This is a genomic window from Pseudomonas sp. CFBP 13711, assembly GCF_014842265.1.
In the GTDB taxonomy this organism is placed as follows: domain Bacteria; phylum Pseudomonadota; class Gammaproteobacteria; order Pseudomonadales; family Pseudomonadaceae; genus Aquipseudomonas.
On the sequence record NZ_JACYVI010000010.1, the window covers coordinates 132,463 to 150,843 of the forward strand.

Below are 18,381 nucleotides of genomic sequence, written 5' to 3' on the forward strand. Positions count from 1 at the left end.
GACCGTCTGGGCAATGGGCAGCGTGCTGCTGGTGAGTTCGGCGCAGCTTGGCATGCGCTGGGGCATGAGCCGTCTGCCCTCGTCTGCGCTGTGGTTTGAGCCGGGGAGTCTGGCGCGATTCGAGCCCGCAGCCGTGCTGGTGATCGGCGTCGCGATCATCGCTTACGCCCTGTCGATGCTCGCCTGGCTGCTGGCCCTGCGCGACCTGCCCCTAAGTCGTGCCTATTCACTGCTCAGCGTCAGCTACGGGCTGGTGTATGCGCTCGCCGCGGTTCTGCCATTTTTCAACGAGACGTTCACGGGATCGAAAACTTTGGGCGTCATGCTGATCGTGATGGGCGTGCTGACCATCAACCTTCGGCGCATTTCCAGCACTCCTCCACAGGGCTTTTCTTCATGAAAATCAGCGTTTTCGGTAGCGGGTATGTCGGGCTGGTGCAAGCCACCGTCCTTGCTGAAGTCGGCCACGACGTGGTCTGCATGGACATCGATCAGACCAAGGTCGAGCAGTTGCGGCAAGGTCAGGTGCATATTTTCGAACCGGGGCTGGCCAGCCTGGTGCGGGAGAATCTGGAAAACAAACGCCTGCAGTTCACCACCGACACCCAGTTGGCGGTCGAGCACGCCGAGGTGCTGTTCATCGCCGTCGGCACCCCGTCCCGGGACGATGGTTCCGCGGACCTGAGGGGTTTTTTCGCGGTTGGCGAGGCCATCGCCACTTACCGCTCCGAACCGCTGATCATCGTTGAAAAGTCCACCGTGCCAGTGGGCAGTGGCGACGCCCTGCGTGCACACATCGACAAAGCCCTGCGCCAGGCCGGGCGCTTGCTGCAGTTCGATATCGTCTCCAATCCCGAGTTTCTCAAAGAGGGTTCGGCGGTCAACGATTGCCGACGCCCGGACCGGATCGTCATCGGCTGCGACAGCGATGCCGTGCGCAAGGTGATGCGTGAGCTGTACGCGCCGTTCAACCGCAACCATGACCGGATCATGTTCATGGACCTGCGCAGCGCCGAGCTGACCAAGTACGCGGCCAACTGCATGCTGGCGACCAAGATCAGCTTCATCAACCAGATCGCCGAACTGGCCGAACACCTGGGCGCGGACGTTGAATCGGTGCGGCTGGGCATCGGCGCGGATTCACGGATCGGCTACGACTTCATCTACCCCGGCTGCGGTTACGGTGGATCGTGCTTCGGCAAGGACATCCGCGCCTTGATCCACAGCGCCCGGGAAGCCCACTGTTCCAACGACCTGCTGGCGGTGGTCGAAGCCATCAACGAGCGGCAGAAGAACAAACTGTTCGAGCGGGTCAAAGCCTTTTACGAAGGGGATCTGCGGGGCAAGACGTTTGCGTTGTGGGGCCTGGCGTTCAAGCCGAACACCGATGACATGCGCGACGCGCCGAGCCGGGTGCTGATGGAAGCGCTGTGGGATGCCGGCGCCACAGTGAGGGCATTTGACCCCGAAGCCATGCAAGAGACGCAGCGCCTCTACGGCAACCGCAAGGATTTGATTCTGATGGGCACGCCGGAGTCGACGTTGAACGATGCCGACGCGCTGATCATCTGCACCGAATGGCAACAGTTCAAGGCCCCGGATTTCGAACTGATCCAGCAACGCCTCGCCGCACCGGTGATCTTCGACGGCCGCAACCTGTACGACACCGAGCGGCTGGCGCGCAGCGGATTTCACTACTACCCGATCGGGCGTGGGGACTCCTGCGAATTGCCGATCCCGCAGAAGCAGTGGCTGCCGTACAAGAATGTGGCGGGTGGGGCGATGGTGTAGCAGCCGACGCCTTCCCGGCTGAAGCCGGTCCCACAAGGGGTTCAGTATCTGTCCCACAATTGAGTACGGCGCCAGTCCAGATTTAATTCCCGCGTCAGTCCCACGAGTTCTTCACACCCCTCAAACCAATTTTTGACAATCGCGGCCCTACTATCCCGCCACTGTCGCGAGGGTGGGATCATTTATATGCTGGTTGTTGAAGATCTGGTGCTGGATACCGGGAAGTACCGGGCGTTCCGCGCGGACAAACACCTGAAACTCAACCCGACCAACATCGACATACTGGCGCTGCTGATGCTGAAAAGTCCCGCCATTGTCAGCAAGGAAGAGATCGCCAGAATGCTCTGGGGCGAACAAGGCACTCACAAGAGCACCGGTCTCGGCACTCGCGTGCATCAAATCAGAAAAGTAGTCGACGACGGTTTTGCCTTCCCGCTGGTCCATACGGTGTATGGCGTCGGCTATCAGCTTTGTAAATAGCCGCACACGTCGGCTTACTTACCTTCCTTCATCGCCAATTGCTTCCAGTCCTCGGGATTAAGCACACCCCGGATAACCGGCCGACTGCGCTTATCCAGCGATATAAATACCGCACTGTCATATTCGCTGTTATCGGCATGGGGATAACCTTGCTCTTTTTCTATCTGGCCGATACAACCGCTGTGGGTCACCACCACCAGATTACGGTCGTTTGCCTTGTGCGCCATGACCCGGCCAAGGTTCATCTTCTCGCAGTCAAACAGCCAGTCCTGTGACGCAACCGGATGACCGAACAAGGCTGCGGCGGTTTGCTCCGTGCGCGTGGACGGGCTGGCGATGACATCGGTCTGGTCCAGCCCCAGTTGGCTTAATGATCGTCCCACCTCGGCAGACGCCTGGTTGCCGTTGCGGGTGATCCCGTCGTCTGGCCCGAGGCATTCCTTGTCAGAGCGGTCGCAGCGCTCGCCGTGGCGCACCAGCACAACCACCTCGCCTTTCTTCCAGCTCGCATAAAGCCCCGCCCTGTTCATGTTCTCACCGCTGGCGAGGGCAATCGGCGAACGCGGCCAATAGGTGTAACCCGTCAACAGCAGGAGCGACACGCCGATGGCCGCAGCGCTCAGCAGCACTCTAACTGTGTGACGGTTTCGAGGTAACTTGCCCGCCCTGAGTGCAAGCAGGACATTGGAATGATCGCGCATCGTGTTACTCCGACTATGAGCCCATCGGCAGATGGAAGTCTGTGTCCTTGAATGGGAGCAAGCGTAAACAGCGATGCATGATCGTTTGGTTAACGGCAGGTGAAAAAAACAGTGGCATTAAAAAGTCATTCATTCCGGGCAGATAGTTAAATCTTCACGCTTACACGCGCGCTTCAACTAACGAATTACACATTCCTCAAATCTGAATAGAGTTTTCACGTTCCCTTCACTGCCGCTTGACCTGCGCGTGTCTATGTTCCACCAGCGGCCGGCAATGGCCGGACGAAGTTAATAATGACGCTTATCGGGACATTCCAACGTGCGAAGCGAACGATCACGATTTTATGCCTGGAACCTGGGTTTACCGATCGCCATTGCGCTGGCGATATTCGTGGTCTTCGACCTCACGTCCCTGGACGAGATGATCAGCAACTGGCTGTACTACCCCAATCACGAGTTTCCTTACGGCCACAACCGCCTGTTCGAAAACCTGACCCACCGCTGGCCGAGGATCATTCCCGACCTCACCGGGGAAGCCGCGATCATTGGCTCAATCCTGTCGTTTATCTGGCCACTGTTCAAACCCGGGCGGCACGACCGGCTGATCAGGTCGCTGGAGACATTGCGCATCGCCCCGGTGCTGCGCTTCACGGCTCGCCACCGCCGGGACTTCCTGTACATCGTCGTGTCGTTTGCAATCATCACCGGCATGATCCATTTCTTTAAAAGCCACACCAGCATCTACTGCCCCGTGGAAACCACGCTGTACGGCGGGACGATGGAGAAAAGGGAGTGGTTCGAGAATTTCAGCCTGTTCCATGAAGCCGGCGCCGGTCGCTGCTGGCCGGGTGGGCATGCCTCCGGCGGCTTCACCATGGTCGCGCTGTACTTCGTCGCGCGGCGTCATCAGTGGCGCCACGCCCGGGCGATCCTTTACGCATCGATGGTTCTGGGCGCGATCTACGGCACCACGCGCGTCCTGCAGGGCTGGCACTTCATGTCGCACACGTTCTGGGCCGGGGTGATTGTGTGGATCGGTGCGCTGCTCACCGCCCTTGCCTTCTATGGCTGGCGACAGCTCGCCCCTGCGCCCGTCGACGAGGTCAGGCCCGCGCTACGGAAGCGGCCGGTGCCCGGCCCCAATCAGGTCACTGATCTGTAAGTGTGGCATGAGCGCGTCAGCCAGCCAGGCGTCGATCCAGCCGCGCATCTGCGTCGCCGGCATTGGCTCGGCGATCCCGAACCCCTGGACGACCTCACAACCAAGCTGCAAAAGGCGTGAGGCCTGGGCGGGGCTGTTGACGCCCTCGGCGATGACTTCGCGACCGAACGCACTGGCCAGGCCCAGTATCGCCTGCAGGATCGAGATATCACCGGGGGCGTCGAGCATGCCGTGAATGAACGTCTGGTCGATCTTCAGTTGCGCCACCGGCAAGCGCTTCAAGTAGCTAAGGGATGAATACCCTGTGCCGAAATCGTCCAGGGCAAATCTCACGCCCAGTTGTTCGCAGGCACGCAGGGTGCGCGAGACCCCTTCGACGTCTTCCAGCGCGCTGGTTTCGAGGATCTCGATCATCAGCATTTCCGGCCCGACATCAGGGTGAGCCGCAAGCCGTTCGGTCAGGTTGGCCACGAAATCAGGGTGTTGAAGTTGCCGTGCCCCAACGTTGATGCTCACGGCCAGAAGCAGCCCCTCCCGCTGCCAGCACTCGATCTGGCTCAAGGCACTTTCGAGCACCCACTCCCCGACCACTTCCGCCAGTGAGCTGCTTTCGATCAGCGGCAGAAAACTGCCCGGCAACAGCAGTCCACGCTCCGGATGCTCCCAACGCAGCAAGGCTTCCGCACCGACGACCGCGCCCGTGCGCAGGTTGACCTTGGGCTGAAAATACAGGCGCAGTTCCTCCTCGCGAATGGCCTGATCGATACGGTCCAGTCGCGCGTTGTGCCCACGCATCTCCTGGTCATGCTGCGCATCGAACACGCGGAAGCGATTCTTGCCCTCGAGTTTCGCCTGATACATCGCCTGATCGGCCTGGCGCAGCAACTGATCGGCGCTGATCTCGTTGTCCTGCGGGTAGTAACTGACGCCGATGCTCGCCGAGAGCGTCAGGTTCAGCGCGCCCACCTGCACCATTTCGCTGGCGGCCGCCAGCAGTCGCTCAAGCATCGGCGCGCTGTCGCAGACTTGATCGAGATCGACAACCAGCGCCACAAACTCATCTCCGCCCAGGCGTGCCAGCGTGCAGGCATCGCTTAGCGCCTGCTGCATGCGTCGCGACACGCTGGACAGCACCCGATCACCCACGTCATGCCCGTGCAGATCGTTGATCGCCTTGAAGCCGTCAAGGTCCAGGTAGCCCAGCGCCAGCCGGGTGCCGTTGCTCAAAGCATCGGCCATCGCCTGCTGCATGCGCGAGGCCAGCAGGACGCGGTTCGGCAAATGGGTCAGCGGGTCGTAATGGGCCACGTATTCCAGCTGACGCTGATAGCTGTGCAGTTCGGTGACGTCGGTGAACAGCGACACATAATGCTGAGTGACGCCACGGGCATCGACGATGGCGGTAATGGTCTGCCGCGCGGCGTACTCCGATCCGTCACGTCGACGGTTCCACAAGTCGCCCTGCCAGTAACGCTCCGAGAGCAGGCTGTGCCAGAGGCTGACGTACTGCGCACGCGGCGTCCTGCCGGAGGCTAGGAAGCGCGGGTTCTCGCCCATCGACTCCTCGCGTCCATAGCCGGTGATGGTAGTGAAAGCGTCGTTGACTTCGATGATCGCACCGGCCGGGTCGGTGATCATGATGCCTTCCCGCGCGTGGGTGAACACGCTGGCGGCGAGGTTGAGTCGCTGCTCGATCTGGCGGCGCGCGGTGAGGTCGGTGAGAGTCACCCGAATGCCACTTGACTCGCCGCCGGGGCGCGCGCAGTTCAGCCGCGCCTGCCAGTGCGTACCGTCGGTGCGCTCCAGGCTCAGATCGCACTCTTGCGCCTGGCCCGTGCGACAGACCCGGGCGAATACTTGCTGCCAATGGTCGCGGTCCCGGCTGACGACACGGCCGGCAAAACGGCGCTGCAGCAGGCGATGACGCGGGTAGGTCAACAGTGTCTCGCCGGTGCGGTTGACGGCTTCAATGACCCCTTGCGGGGTCAGCGTCAGGTAGCCCACCGGCGCGTTCTCATACAAATCCAGATAGAGATCGCGCGAGGCTTCCAATGCGGATTGCGCAGCGCGCAGTTCCTCGTTCTGAGTCTGCAATTCAACCTGATGCAATTGCAGGTCAAGCAGCAGCCGGGCGTTGTCATCCAGGTCGTCGAGCGGGTCGGCGGGTTGGGCGATATGGGGCGCAGAGGGCGGCGTCTTCATGGTCCTCCCGCGCCTCAGGTCTGCGAACGTTCAGGCTGCATCGCCAGCAGAATCAGGTGCGGACGCGTGCCGTCCCCTACCACCCGACGGGCATTCAGGGTGATCGCCCGCGGCCCTGAGCCGGTCAGCTCATGCTCCACGACGAAACCGTCGAAGCTGGTGTCACTTTCCAGAATCGTGCCGAGCTTTTGCCGCAGCGCCGGGATATCCCACTGTCGGTTGTTGAGTTCGAAGAGCTTGCGGCCGGTGGTCAACGGCTCGGTCGTCGGGAAGGTCCGGTAATAGGAACGACTGGCGGACACGACGCAGAGGTTTTCATCCAGCACCAGCAACGGCTCGATCACCGTGTCGACGATGGCCTCCGCCAGTTCCCGCGCAGCCTGCACAGCCTTCTGGTTAGCGATGCGGCTGTTGATGTCGTGAAAGGTCATCACCACGCCGTCGATGACGTTGTCCAGCGTGCGGTACGGTGCCAGCCGCGCCAGGAACCAGTTGCCCGAGACAGTGCACAGCTCGATCTCTTGCGGGATCAGCATGTCGAGCACCTCCTGTGCGGGGACCAGCAGGTCCAGGGAGTGAATGTACGAAGAGATATCGGCCAGTGGCCGCCCCACATCCTTGGGAATCAGGCGGTAGATCTTCACGGCATCGCGCGTGAAGCGGCGAATAATCAGCTTTGTATCAAGAAATATAGTCCCGATATTGATGCTGTCGAGGAGGTTCTTCATGTCGTTTTGCATGTCGCCGAGCTGCTCGATTTTCGCCTGCAGCTCGGCATTCACGGTGACCAGTTCCTCATTGACCGATTGCAGCTCCTCACGGGAGGTTTCCAGCTCCTCGTTGGATGACTGCAGCTCTTCATTGGTCGATTGCATCTCTTCGTTGGCCGCGCCCAGCTCCTCGTTCAGGTGCTGCAATTCATCGATGGTCGCCTGCAGATTCTCCCGCGTGTAAGCCAGGTCGTGCTCCAGCAGCCTGACCCGTTCGGGCGCCAGATGTGCGGCGGTGGCGGGCAATGCGTCCGGCGGGATATCTACGCCGCTGGCCGGTTCCTGGAACGTGATCAGCAGCAATTGCTCGCCCTGAGCCGTGTTGCCCATCCGACGCACGCTGAGGCTGACCCAGCGCGTCGCGCCATCGCTGCTGACCTGCAACGGCTGGGTCGAGGTCGGTTCGGCGCTGAGGGCGGCACGTTGCACCGCACCGCGCAGGTCCAGCTGCAGGCCTTCGCGGGCCATTTCGACCACGTTGAGGCTGGCCTGCCCCGGCGCCGGACGCAAGTAGCGTCCCGTGTCGCCGTGGACATACAGAATGTTGCCGGTCAAATCGGTGACCACCGAGGCAGGGCCGAAGTCCTGCAGCAGCGCCCGGCGGGTCAGTTCGGCAATGTTGGTTTCCTTGGTCATGGTCGCAGGGCGGTCCGCAGGTCGGCTGATGGGTTTGGGCAGCCACGACAGCGTGCTGTCCATCGGCATGGATTTGGGGGTTCGGGTCTTCACGGCCCGGTAGAATTTCCATTTGCGCTGCAACGGCGTGAACAGTGTGGCATGCCCGCCGATGCTCTCGGAGGGTGACAGAAACAGCACGCCGTCAGGCTTGAGCGCGTAGTGAAAGGTCGGAATCAGGCGGTTCTGCAGCGCATGCCCCAGGTAGATCATCAGGTTGCGGCAGCACAACAGATCGATGCGGGTGAAGGGCGGATCCTTGATCACGTTCTGCACCGCGAAGACGATCATCTCGCGGATTTCCTTCTTCACCCGGTAGCCGCCTTCAACGGGGCTGAAATAACGCTCCAGGCGTTCGGCGCTGACGTCACTGGCGATGGTCTGCGGATAAAAACCGGCGCGGGCGGTACTGATGGCGTCGGCGTCCAGGTCGGTGGCGAACACCTGAATGCCCGGCACCACACCGGCGGCCTGCCCCTGCGCGTGCAGCAGTTCATGCAGAACAATGGCCACCGAGTAAGCCTCCTCGCCGCTGGCGCAACCGGCGATCCACACTCGCAGCGGCTCATTGGGAGCCTTGGCGTCGATCATCGGCTGGAGGATCTGCCGTTGCATGACCGTGAACGCAGCAGGGTCACGAAAGAACTGAGTGACGTTGATCAGCAACTCGTTGAACAGCGACTTGCACTCCTCTGCCGAGTCCTTCAGCAGCCGCAGGTAATCATCCTCACCAGCGAGGTGCATGATCTGCAGACGCCGCTCGATCCGCCGGGCGATGGTGCTCTTTTTATACTGCGTGAAATCATGGCCGGTCATGCTGCGCAGGTGCAGAAGAATCTGCTGCATGGCGTCCCCCTGCCTGATCGACGGTGCAGGACCGTCCGGGTCCCTGGCGCCGGTGAGTACCCCAGGCATTTGCTCGACGCTCAGGACATGACTGGCGTTGCCCGCCTGAATCGCGCTGTTGGGCATGCCGCTGTAGGTCGCCTCTTCCGGCCATTGCACCAGGGTTCGGCCGCCATGGTCGAGGATTGCCCGGCAGCCGGCAGTGCCGTCTGACCCGGTCCCGGACAGAATGACGCCGACTGCCCTCGCCCCGTGATGCTCGGCCATCGACGCGAAGCAGGCGTCGATGGGCAGATGGTGGCCGCGCACCCCTTCGTAGCGGGTCAGGACCAATGCGTCGGCCGTGACGCTCAGGGCGTACTGCGGCGGGATCACGTACAGGGTGTCGGGGTCGAGGGTCGCGCCATGGGTGGCCTCGACGACCGTCATGCGGGTCGAACGGGCGAGGATTTCGGTGAGCAGGCTGGGCGTGGTCGGCGCAAGATGCTGGATGACCAGAAAGCTGATCCCGGAGTCGCTTGGCATCAATCGCAGGAAGCGCTGCAACACTTCCAGGCCGCCCGCTGACGCGCCAAGCCCGACGAGCAGGCGGCCTTGCGGGCGGTTGTGCAGCGCGGTGTCGGGCACGGGACGCCTCCATGTGTCGAATGGACGGGGATGATGCCCGCTGCCAGCCCACCCGGCAATGGCGGATATGCCACCATCGCCCGCCGGACACGCGATAGGCCAGACAGGCGAACGCATTACTGTCACACTGGCGCCCGCCCAGACCCTGATAGCTCAGTGCCATATCAATGCAGGACGGGTCACGGCGTGGCGCCTGATTGCCGTTCATCCAGAAGCGGAAATCTCTTCCTGCGTTCCCAGTCCATCCTTTCTCTGAACCACTGCGTCGAGACGTCACCCATGAAGTCGGACACCGTACAAATTGCCCCCCTGGATTTTCTCCTGGGCGGCGGCGAAATGGGGCAGCTGATCCGGGACTTCGACTGGGCGTCGACATCGTTGGGCGAGCCGGCGGGCTGGCCGCAGTCCCTGCGCTCGGCCATCAGCATCTGCCTGCATTCGAGTTTCCCGACGGCTATCTATTGGGGCGAGGATTTCTGCCTGCTGTACAACGACGCCTGGGCGCCGATTCCGGCAGACCGTCATCCGGCGGCGCTCGGCCGCCCGGCGCGTGAAGTCTGGTCGGCCATCTGGGACGTCGTCGGCCCGCAGTTCGAGGCGGCCTACCGAGACGCCCAAGGCTTTTCGACGTTCGACCAACTGTTGATGATGGAACGCGGCGGGCGGGCGCAGGAAAGCTGGTGGAACTACAGCCTCACGCCCATTCGCGGCGAAAACGGCCGCATCGCGGGCATCCTCAATCAGGGCCACGAGGTGACTGACCGGATTCTGGCCGAGCGTCGCCGGGCGCAAGAACTCGTCCGCCAGCGCAAGATGTTCGAGCAGGCGCCCGGCTTCATCACCGTGCTCAACGGCCCCGAGCACCGCTTTGAATTCGTCAACCAGTCCTACACCCGGCTGTTCGGCGAGCGCGACTACGTGGGCAAGACCATTTACGAAGCGTTCCCGGAGCTGGTGGGCCAAGGGTTTTACGAATGGCTGGATGAGGTCTACAGCACCGGCGAGCGGCTGGTGCAGCAACGCACCCCGATCCAGCTCAGTCATCCCGACGCCCCGTGCGAAGTGCGTTATCTGGATTTCATCTATGAGCCGCTGCTCGATGAGACCGGTCAGGTCACCGGTATCTTTTGTGAAGGCTACGACGTGACCGAGGCGCATATCTCCCGAGCCGCGCTGGAGGCCAGCGAAGCGGCGTTGCGCGAGGAAACCCGGACCCTGGAAACGCTGAACCGGGTCAATACCGAGCTGGCCCTGGAGCTGGACCTCAAACGCCTGGTGCAGACCGTGACCGATGCCGGCCGCGAGATGACGGGCGCGGAGATCGGCGGGTATTTCCACAATGCTACCAGCGGTCATTTTGACCTCTTCACGCTGTCGGGCGCTCAGTCGTCCGAACTGGCGTACTTGCCGGGGCCGCGGGCCTGTCCGGTGTTCGCACCGGCGTTCCTCACCGAGGGCGTGATGCGCTCTGACGACATCCTGCCGGACCCGCGCTATGGCGGCATCACGCCGCATTTTGGCTTGCCGGCCGGCCATGCGCCGGTGCGCAGCTACCTGGCAGTCTCGGTGGTGTCGCGCTCGGGTGACGTGCTGGGCGGCCTGTTCTACGGCCACACCGAGCCCGCTCAATTTACCCCACGCCACGAAAACCTGATGTCAGCCCTGGCCGCTCAGGCCGCCATTGCGATCGACAACGCGACGCTGTTCCAGCAGGTGCAGAGCGCCAATGAAACACTTGAACAACGGGTGCAGGCTCGTTCCCAGGAATTGTCCGAAGCCCATTCGGCCCTGCGCCAGGCGCACAAGATGGAAGCCATTGGGCAGCTCACCGGCGGCATCGCCCACGACTTCAACAACCTGCTCGCCGGCATCATCGGCAGCCTGGAAATGATCGAGCGGCGCATCGCCAACGGCCGGGTCGACGGCCTGGATCGCTACGTCAATGCCGCCCACGATTCGGCCAATCGCGCCGCCACCCTCACCCAGCGGCTGCTGGCGTTCTCCCGTCGCCAGACCCTCGACCCCAAGCCCACCGACGTCAATCGGCTGGTGGCGGGCATGGGTCAGCTCATCGCGTCCACCATCGGCCCGTCCATCAGCATCAGCACCATTGCCAGCGGCGACCTGTGGCTCAGCAAGATCGACGCACCGCAGCTGGAAAGCGCATTGGTCAATCTGACGCTCAATGCCCGCGACGCCATGCCCAACGGCGGCGTACTCACCGTGCAGACCCGCAACGTCTCGGCTGACCACGTCGCCGGGATCGCGGCGCAGCTGCCCCCGGGTGACTTCGTTGAACTCAGCGTGAGCGACAGCGGTACCGGCATCGCACCGGAGATCCTCGACAGGATTTTCGACCCGTTCTTCACCACCAAACCCATCGGCCAGGGCACAGGCCTGGGGTTGTCGATGATTCACGGTTTTGTGCACCAGTCCGGCGGCACCATTCAGGCGCGCTCCACCCACGGCGCGGGCACGACGATCTCGATGTACTTGCCGCGCCATCTGGGTGACCGCGAACAAGCGACTGCCCGCTGCCCGTCGCAGCCCCACAGCCGTGGCGAAAGCGTGCTGGTCATCGACGACGAGCCCCACGTGCGCATGCTGATGTGCGACGCCCTGCGCGAACGCGGTTATCAGGTCAGCGAAGCCATGGACGGGCCGTCGGGGTTGCAAATGCTCCGCTCGATGGCATCGATTGATCTGCTGGTGACGGACGTTGGCCTGCCCGGCGGTATGAATGGCCGACAGGTCGCCGACGCCGCCCGCGCCCTGCTGCCCTCACTGGATGTGCTGTTCGTCACCGGTTACGCGCAAAACTCGGCGGTGGGCGGGGATCAACTGGAAACCGGTATGGCCGTATTGCTCAAGCCCTTTGGCATGAACGTCTTCGCGCAGAAGGTCGGCGAGATGCTCCAGGCTGGCGCTCTCGCTCACGACTGATCGGTCAGGTTTTTTCGCCCTCTCACGGAACTCACAGGCCCGGCATGCCCCTAAGCACGACGTCAGCGAACCGGCACAACGCCAGTTCCACGAGAGGTTTAGGTTTCCATGTCTTCCAGCACCCCATCCGCCGCCATAGGCCAACCAGACGAGCAGCGCACTTCGCCGCGTCGTCTGATCTTCATCTCGGTCCTTGTCGCCACCATGGGCGCACTCGCTTTCGGTTACGACACGGGCATCATCGCGGGCGCTCTGCCCTTCATGACCTTGCCGCTCGATCAGGGCGGTCTTGGCCTGAACCCCGTCAGCGAAGGGCTGATCACCGCATCGCTGATCGTCGGCGCCGCCTTCGGCTCGCTGGCCAGCGGTTACCTGTCCGACCGTTTTGGCCGACGCGTGACCCTGCGCATGCTGTCGCTGTTGTTCATCGTCGGCGCCCTCGGTACAGCCACTGCGCCGTCGGTGCCGTTCATGGTCGCCGCGCGCTTTCTGCTGGGCATCGCCGTTGGCGGTGGTTCGGCCACGGTGCCGGTCTTCATTGCCGAAATCGCCGGGCCCTCGCGCCGCGCGAGACTGGTCAGCCGCAACGAGCTGATGATCGTCAGCGGGCAGTTGCTGGCCTATGTGCTGAGCGCGGTGCTCGCGGCGTTGCTGCACACCCCCGGCATCTGGCGCTACATGCTGGCCATCGCCATGGTCCCGGGCGTTTTGCTGCTGATCGGTACGTTCTTCGTGCCGCCGTCGCCGCGCTGGCTGGCCTCGAAAGGTCGTTTCGATGAAGCGCAGCAGGTGCTCGAACAACTGCGTGACACCAGAGACGCCGCCAAGCGCGAAGTCGAGGAAATGAAAACCCAGGAGAAAGAAGCCCACAAGCGCGTCGCCGCTCGCGAGTTGCTGCGTCAGCCGTGGGTATTGAAGCTGCTGCTGATCGGTGTCGGGCTGGGCTTTACCGCGCAGTTCACCGGCGTCAACGCGTTCATGTACTACACCCCGATCATCCTCAAACACACCGGCATGGGCACCAACGCTGCACTGACCGCGACCATCGGCAACGGCATCGTCTCGGTCATCGCGACCTTGCTAGGGATCTGGGCCATCGGCCGTTACGGGCGTCGGCACTTGCTGATGACCGGTCTGGTCATCGTGATCATGATGCAGGCGGCGCTGGGTTGCGTGCTGATGTTCATGCCGCAGAACCTGACCCAGAGCTATGCCGCGCTGGCGTGCATTCTGGTGTTCCTGCTGTTCATGCAGATGTGCATCTCGCCGGTGTACTGGCTGCTGATGTCCGAGCTGTTCCCGATGCAGGTCCGGGGCTTGCTGACCGGCACCGCGGTGTCGATGCAGTGGCTGTTCAACGCGACCGTCGCGTTCCTGTTCCCGATCGCGGTGGACACGATCGGCAACCCGACCTTTTTCGTGTTTGCGGCGATCAACATCGGCTCGCTGATCTTCGTCTTCCTGTGCCTGCCGGAAACCAAGGGCAAGTCCCTGGAGCAGATCGAAAAGCACATGAAGAAAGAGCTGTGAGACGAAGTTTCAGGCTCCGGGCCTTGGGTCCGGGACCTGAAACAGGAGGGCTGAGACCGCGCACGTTCAGCCAAGCAATTCGGTGATCCAGCGCACTTGCTGCGCGGTGTCGCGAAGCTTGTCTTCCGGCACCGCCTGCCGCGCACGTTGCAAGTTGGCCAACGTGCGCTGCCTGTAACGCAGCAGGCGCCGCCACTTGTCGAGAAACGCCGGGCTGCGCGCCGCCATCAACAACGGGCCGAAGTACAACGCTTCAGGGCTGTACACCACCGGCCCGCTGCGTTCGGCGACGATGATTTCGTAGTCGAAGCGGTTCTCCCGCAGCACGTCCTCATGGACGATGCGATAACCGTTGTCCATCAACCACCGACGCAGTTCAGGCTCGCCGCCGTTGGGCTGCAGAATCAGTTGTTCCTTTCCATTCAGACGCGATTTACCGGCCTCGAAGATGTCGCGAATCGTCTCGCCACCCATGCCGCAGAGGCTGATCGCGGTGATGCCGTCATCCGCTTCAATCGCCGCCAGGCCATCGGCCAGACGCACGCGGATGTGCTCCTCGAAGCCGTTCTCGCGCACCGAACGTTCGGCCGCCGTGAACGGCGTCGTCGCCACCTCCCCCGCCACGGCCATCGCGATGAGCCCACGGCGCATCAACGCCACCGGCAGGTACGCGTGATCGGAGCCGATGTCAGCCAGTCGCGCGTCGGCCGGCACCAGCGCCGCCACCCGCTCCAGGCGCCTGGACAATGTGTGTTCGTTCAACCTTGCCGCCCCTTATCTCGCCACCGCCCGGCACGACCTGCCGAAACGGGCCGTGAGTCTGTCGGGCTGTGGCGTGGATTTCAACTGCGGCGGCACTCGGCTGGCAGGTTGACCAGACAGCGCTAGGGCAACTTCGCGATGACCTTGATCTCGAAATCAAAGCCATACAGCCAGGTCACGCCTACGGCGGTGATGGTCGGGTGCGGCGCTTCGCCCCAGAACTCCGGCACCACTTCCCAGGCCTTTTCGAAGGTCGACTGCGGATCGACCATGAACACGGTGACGTCAATCACGTCATCGAAGGTGCAGCCGGCGGCATTGAGAATGGCGTTGAGATTGGTGAACGCCAGGCGGACCTGGGCGCGCAGATCGGGTTCGGGCGAGCCATCTTCGCGGCTGCCCACTTGGCCCGAGACAAACAGCAAGCCGGCGGATTTGATCGCCGGCGAGTAGCGATTGCGCTCGTACAATGCGTGGCGGCCGGGCGGGAATACAACGTCACGAACAGTCATGGGTCTTCTCCTTCAGCGGAGCGGGATGCTCCGTCGTTTCGATGGGCAGACTGTAGGGCGGCGGATTCGCTGGATAAACCAGCAGCCTTGATCAAGACTGTTTGCATTCTCCAAACAATCAGGTGGTGCGATGGACCGTTTCGACGCGATGCAGGCGTTCGTTCGAGTGGTGGAAACCGGCAGTTTCACCAAGGCCGCCGGCACGTTGCACATGAGCAAGACCACGGTCACCCAATTGGTGCAACAGCTTGAAGCGCGGCTGCGGGTCAAGCTGCTCAACCGCACCACGCGCAAGGTCAACGTCACGGCCGACGGCGCGGTGTTCTACGAACGTGCGCTGCGCGTGCTGGTGGATCTGGATGACGCGGAAACCGGTCTGTCCGCTGCCTCCGCCTCGCCCCGAGGGCGTTTGCGTGTCGACGTGCCCAGCCCGTTCGCACGCATGGTGCTGATCCCGGCACTGCCAGACTTCAACGCGCGCTACCCCGACATCCAGATCGACCTGGGCGTGAGCGACCGGATGATCGACCTCATCGGCGAGAACGTTGACTGCGTGGTGCGCGGCGGCGAGCTGACCGACCAATCGCTGATGGCGCGGCACATCACCGACCTGAAGCTGGGCGTCTACGCGGCGCCGACCTACCTGCAGCGCGCAGGCAAGCCGGCTCATCCCCGTGACCTCGAAGACCCGCAGCACCGCATCGTCGGTTACCGCTGGGCGCGCACCGGGCAGCTATTCCCGATGGTGCTGCAGCGGGACGGCGAAAGGGTTCAGGTGCAGAGCCGCTACTTGCTCACGGTGGACGACGGCAACGCGTACCTAGCAGCAGGCCTCGCCGGCATGGGCGCCCTCTGGCTGCCGCAGTACATGGCACAGGCGTCGGTGCTCGGCGGTGAGTTGGTTACGCTGTTCGACGACTGGCAGCTGGAGTCGATGCCGATGTACGTGGCCTTCCCGCCCAACCGGCACATCAGCATCAAGCTGCGGGTGTTCATCGACTGGGTTGTGGAGTTGATGGGCGACGGGTACAAGAGCCGATCTTCCGCAACAGTTGTACAAGGAGCGACGCGCAATGGATGAAGTGATCAGTTACCGACAAGCCATGGCCGAGGACGTGACGGCAATCTGCGAACTGGGGCAGCTACTCAACGCCATTCACCACGCGGAGCGTCCCGATATTTACACAGATGAAACCCTGGATCACACCCGCGATGCCCCTCACTGGCTGAGCTTTCTGAACAACCCGGAGCAGGTTATTTTCCTGGCGTTTGTAGGGGATCGACCGGCAGGGTTTGTCAGCGCGGGGATGTTTTCAGCAGGTGGGCCGTTGATGCAGCCGATGGAATTCGCGCGGATTGGCTCGGTGTGCGTGGCCCAGGTTTTCTGGGGGAAAGGATTGGGCCGTGGGCTGATCCAGCACGTGCAAGCGTGGGCGCTGGAACGCGGCGCGCAGGACATTCGCCTGTCGGTGTGGGGCTTCAATACCCATGCGCGGCGGCTGTATGAAGAGCTCGGGTTTGAGACGCGGGCGTATGAAATGGGGATGCGGTTGATGTAAGCGCCGTTCATCGCACGCATCTGTCATCTTGTAGACGACCGGTCAGTTTTGTCTTAAGGTGCTGCGCATTATGAAGAAACCCAACCTGGAAATGCGCCAACACATCATCGACGTCGCCAAGTCGCTGATGACCCACAAGGGCTACACCGCCGTGGGCCTGGCAGAAGTGGTGAGCGCGGCGGGCGTGCCCAAGGGCTCGTTTTACTATTACTTCAAATCGAAGGAAGAGTTCGGCGCTGCGTTGCTCGATGAGTACTTCTCCGAGTACCTCGGCCGTGTCGACACCGTCATGACGCGATCAGGCACCGGCGTCGAAAAGCTGCTGGCCTACTTCGACTACTGGATCGAGACCCAGGGCACCGATCACCCAGAAGGCAAATGCCTGGTGGTCAAGCTGGGCCCGGAAGTCTGCGACTTGTCCGAGGACATGCGCAGGGTGCTGGAGGCCGGCACGGCGCAGATCATCAAGCGCATCACCGCCTGCGTCGACATGGCCGTGGCAGACGGCAGCCTGCACATCGAAGAAGGCAGCGAAGCCTTCGCCGAAACCCTGTATCAACTGTGGTTGGGCGCTTCCCTTCTGGTGAAGGTGAACAAGTCCACCACCCCTTTCGACACGGCCATGCGCCTGACCCAACGCCTGCTGCGGTAGCAGGCGCTTTTTTTTCAAAGATTGGTAGACGACCGGTCAAATATGCGAGTAATTATCAATGAGTGATGTCAGTAACAGCACCGACTTGTTTTCCCCCGTCCGCATGGGCGCCATCGAAATGGCCAACCGCATCGTCATGGCCCCCGTCACCCGCAGCCGATACGAAGACGACGGCGTGCCCGGTGAACTGCACGCCACCTATTACGCCCAGCGCGCCACCGCCGGGTTGATCGTGGCCGAAGCCACCAACATCTCGGCCCAGGGATGCGGCTATGCGGCGACGCCCGGGATCTGGAGCGAAACGCAGGTCGCCGGCTGGCGCAAAGTCACCGACGCCGTGCACGCGGCAGGCGGCAAGATCGTCAGCCAGCTCTGGCATGTGGGGCGGTTCTCAAGCGTCGACCTGCAGCCCAACGGCGAAGCCCCGGTAGCGCCGTCCGCCATCCAGGCCGAGGGCAACACGTACACGGCCAACGGCTTCGTCCCGGTGTCGATGCCCCGCGCCCTGGAAACCGACGAAATCCCCGGCATCATCGAGCAGTACAAACACGCTGCCGAGAACGCCAGGCGCGCAGGGTTCGACGGCGTCGAGGTTCACTCGGCCAACAGCTATTTGCTCGACCAGTTCCTGCGCGATTCCACCAACCAGCGTACCGATCGATACGGTGGCTCGATTGAAAACCGTGCCCGGCTGACGCTGGAAGTCACCCAGGCCATCGTCGACATCTGGGGCCATGACCGCGTGGGCATTCGCCTGTCGCCGGTGACACCGGATGCGGGTAACACACCGCCGGACAGCAACGTCATGGCGTTGCATGGTTACCTGATTCAGCAGTTGAACCGCTTCAACCTGGCGTACCTGCACTTCGTCGAAGGCGCGACCGCCACCTCCCGTGAAGTGCCGGAAGGCGTCGACATGGATGCCTTGAGCGCCCAGTTCAACGGCCCGTTCATTGGTAACAACAACTACGACCTGGACATGGCCGTTGAGCGCCGCGCCCAGGGCAAGATCGACGCCGTCGCGTTTGGTCGCCTGTTCATCTCCAATCCGGACCTGGTTGCGCGTCTGCGCCATGGCGCCGAACTCACCATCGCCCCGCGCGAAAGCTATTACGGCGGCGGCGCCAAGGGCTACACCGACTGGCCGCTGGGCACTTACTAAACAGCGC

Annotated in this window: 14 protein-coding genes and 1 pseudogene; 10 read left to right on the forward strand and 5 right to left on the reverse strand. The window is 62.5% G+C overall.

What is annotated here, in order from left to right:
• The first annotated feature begins 13 nt into the window (after positions 1-13).
• The 3 genes and pseudogenes from arnF (at position 14) to IFT47_RS19010 (ending at position 2,271) form a co-directional block, all read left to right on the forward strand.
• Positions 14-419, forward strand: a pseudogene (arnF, locus tag IFT47_RS19000) (4-amino-4-deoxy-L-arabinose-phosphoundecaprenol flippase subunit ArnF).
• Positions 397-1,791, forward strand: coding sequence for a UDP-glucose dehydrogenase family protein (locus IFT47_RS19005; protein WP_192173578.1), 1,395 nt, complete (start codon positions 397-399; stop codon positions 1,789-1,791). Before arnF ends, IFT47_RS19005 begins: the two are co-directional and overlap by 23 nt.
• A gap of 186 nt (positions 1,792-1,977) precedes the next feature.
• Positions 1,978-2,271, forward strand: coding sequence for a winged helix-turn-helix domain-containing protein (locus IFT47_RS19010; protein WP_192173577.1), 294 nt, complete (start codon positions 1,978-1,980; stop codon positions 2,269-2,271).
• Positions 2,272-2,285: 14 nt separating this feature from the next.
• On the opposite strand, the gene pmrG is transcribed toward IFT47_RS19010, so the two are convergent.
• Complete coding sequence (gene pmrG, locus IFT47_RS19015) at positions 2,286-2,972, reverse strand: lipopolysaccharide core heptose(II)-phosphate phosphatase PmrG (RefSeq protein ID WP_192173576.1); 687 nt, start codon at positions 2,970-2,972, stop codon at positions 2,286-2,288.
• Positions 2,973-3,291: 319 nt separating this feature from the next.
• Between pmrG and IFT47_RS19020 the strand changes: the two genes are divergently transcribed.
• On the forward strand, positions 3,292-4,134 hold the full coding sequence (locus IFT47_RS19020) for a phosphatase PAP2 family protein (protein ID WP_192173575.1): 843 nt from the start codon (positions 3,292-3,294) through the stop codon (positions 4,132-4,134).
• Here IFT47_RS19020 and IFT47_RS19025 read toward each other — a convergent pair.
• Both IFT47_RS19025 and IFT47_RS19030 read right to left on the reverse strand, forming a co-directional pair.
• Positions 4,087-6,336, reverse strand: coding sequence for a putative bifunctional diguanylate cyclase/phosphodiesterase (locus tag IFT47_RS19025; protein WP_192173574.1), 2,250 nt, complete (start codon positions 6,334-6,336; stop codon positions 4,087-4,089). The genes IFT47_RS19020 and IFT47_RS19025 overlap by 48 nt on opposite strands.
• Before the next feature lie 14 nt (positions 6,337-6,350).
• On the reverse strand, positions 6,351-9,254 hold the full coding sequence (locus IFT47_RS19030; protein ID WP_342345378.1) for a chemotaxis protein CheB: 2,904 nt from the start codon (positions 9,252-9,254) through the stop codon (positions 6,351-6,353).
• Positions 9,255-9,533: 279 nt separating this feature from the next.
• Between IFT47_RS19030 and IFT47_RS19035 the strand changes: the two genes are divergently transcribed.
• Complete coding sequence (locus IFT47_RS19035) at positions 9,534-12,197, forward strand: ATP-binding protein (protein ID WP_192173572.1); 2,664 nt, start codon at positions 9,534-9,536, stop codon at positions 12,195-12,197.
• Between the two features lie 108 nt (positions 12,198-12,305).
• Positions 12,306-13,727 carry a sugar porter family MFS transporter gene (locus IFT47_RS19040; protein ID WP_192173571.1) on the forward strand — a complete coding sequence of 474 codons (1,422 nt, stop codon included), beginning with the start codon at positions 12,306-12,308 and terminating at the stop codon, positions 13,725-13,727.
• A 66-nt stretch (positions 13,728-13,793) separates the two neighbouring features.
• On the opposite strand, the gene IFT47_RS19045 is transcribed toward IFT47_RS19040, so the two are convergent.
• The gene (locus tag IFT47_RS19045; RefSeq protein ID WP_192173570.1) at positions 13,794-14,489 is read right to left on the reverse strand and encodes a tRNA (adenine(22)-N(1))-methyltransferase; all 696 of its coding nucleotides are present in this window, start codon (positions 14,487-14,489) and stop codon (positions 13,794-13,796) included.
• A gap of 122 nt (positions 14,490-14,611) precedes the next feature.
• On the reverse strand, positions 14,612-15,001 hold the full coding sequence (locus IFT47_RS19050; RefSeq protein WP_108119461.1) for a RidA family protein: 390 nt from the start codon (positions 14,999-15,001) through the stop codon (positions 14,612-14,614).
• Positions 15,002-15,131: 130 nt separating this feature from the next.
• Between IFT47_RS19050 and IFT47_RS19055 the strand changes: the two genes are divergently transcribed.
• The 4 genes from IFT47_RS19055 to IFT47_RS19070 all read left to right on the forward strand — a co-directional run bounded on the left by IFT47_RS19055 (position 15,132) and on the right by IFT47_RS19070 (position 18,374).
• Positions 15,132-16,082 (forward strand): LysR substrate-binding domain-containing protein, encoded by a 951-nt coding sequence (locus IFT47_RS19055; RefSeq protein ID WP_192173569.1) that lies wholly within the window; start codon positions 15,132-15,134, stop codon positions 16,080-16,082.
• Positions 16,075-16,560, forward strand: a complete 486-nt coding sequence (locus IFT47_RS19060; RefSeq protein WP_192173568.1) for a GNAT family N-acetyltransferase — start codon at positions 16,075-16,077, stop codon at positions 16,558-16,560. The genes IFT47_RS19055 and IFT47_RS19060 overlap by 8 nt, the downstream gene beginning before the upstream one ends.
• 70 nt (positions 16,561-16,630) lie before the next feature.
• A complete protein-coding gene (locus IFT47_RS19065; RefSeq protein WP_192173567.1) occupies positions 16,631-17,212 on the forward strand; it encodes a TetR/AcrR family transcriptional regulator in 582 nt (193 codons plus the stop codon).
• A gap of 58 nt (positions 17,213-17,270) precedes the next feature.
• A complete protein-coding gene (locus tag IFT47_RS19070; protein ID WP_192173566.1) occupies positions 17,271-18,374 on the forward strand; it encodes an alkene reductase in 1,104 nt (367 codons plus the stop codon).
• Positions 18,375-18,381 lie beyond the last annotated feature (7 nt).

Bases quoted from the DNA above. Each gene is read 5' to 3' on its own strand.
- IFT47_RS19025 (WP_192173574.1), bottom strand. From the start codon at position 6,336: ATGAAGACGCCGCCCTCTGCGCCCCATATCGCCCAACCCGCCGACCCG.
- IFT47_RS19050 (WP_108119461.1), bottom strand. From the start codon at position 15,001: ATGACTGTTCGTGACGTTGTATTCCCGCCCGGCCGCCACGCATTGTAC.
- IFT47_RS19070 (WP_192173566.1), top strand. From the start codon at position 17,271: ATGAGTGATGTCAGTAACAGCACCGACTTGTTTTCCCCCGTCCGCATG.
- IFT47_RS19035 (WP_192173572.1), top strand. From the start codon at position 9,534: ATGAAGTCGGACACCGTACAAATTGCCCCCCTGGATTTTCTCCTGGGC.
- IFT47_RS19055 (WP_192173569.1), top strand. From the start codon at position 15,132: ATGGACCGTTTCGACGCGATGCAGGCGTTCGTTCGAGTGGTGGAAACC.
- IFT47_RS19065 (WP_192173567.1), top strand. From the start codon at position 16,631: ATGAAGAAACCCAACCTGGAAATGCGCCAACACATCATCGACGTCGCC.
- IFT47_RS19005 (WP_192173578.1), top strand. From the start codon at position 397: ATGAAAATCAGCGTTTTCGGTAGCGGGTATGTCGGGCTGGTGCAAGCC.
- pmrG (WP_192173576.1), bottom strand. From the start codon at position 2,972: ATGCGCGATCATTCCAATGTCCTGCTTGCACTCAGGGCGGGCAAGTTA.
- IFT47_RS19010 (WP_192173577.1), top strand. From the start codon at position 1,978: ATGCTGGTTGTTGAAGATCTGGTGCTGGATACCGGGAAGTACCGGGCG.
- IFT47_RS19060 (WP_192173568.1), top strand. From the start codon at position 16,075: ATGGATGAAGTGATCAGTTACCGACAAGCCATGGCCGAGGACGTGACG.
- IFT47_RS19040 (WP_192173571.1), top strand. From the start codon at position 12,306: ATGTCTTCCAGCACCCCATCCGCCGCCATAGGCCAACCAGACGAGCAG.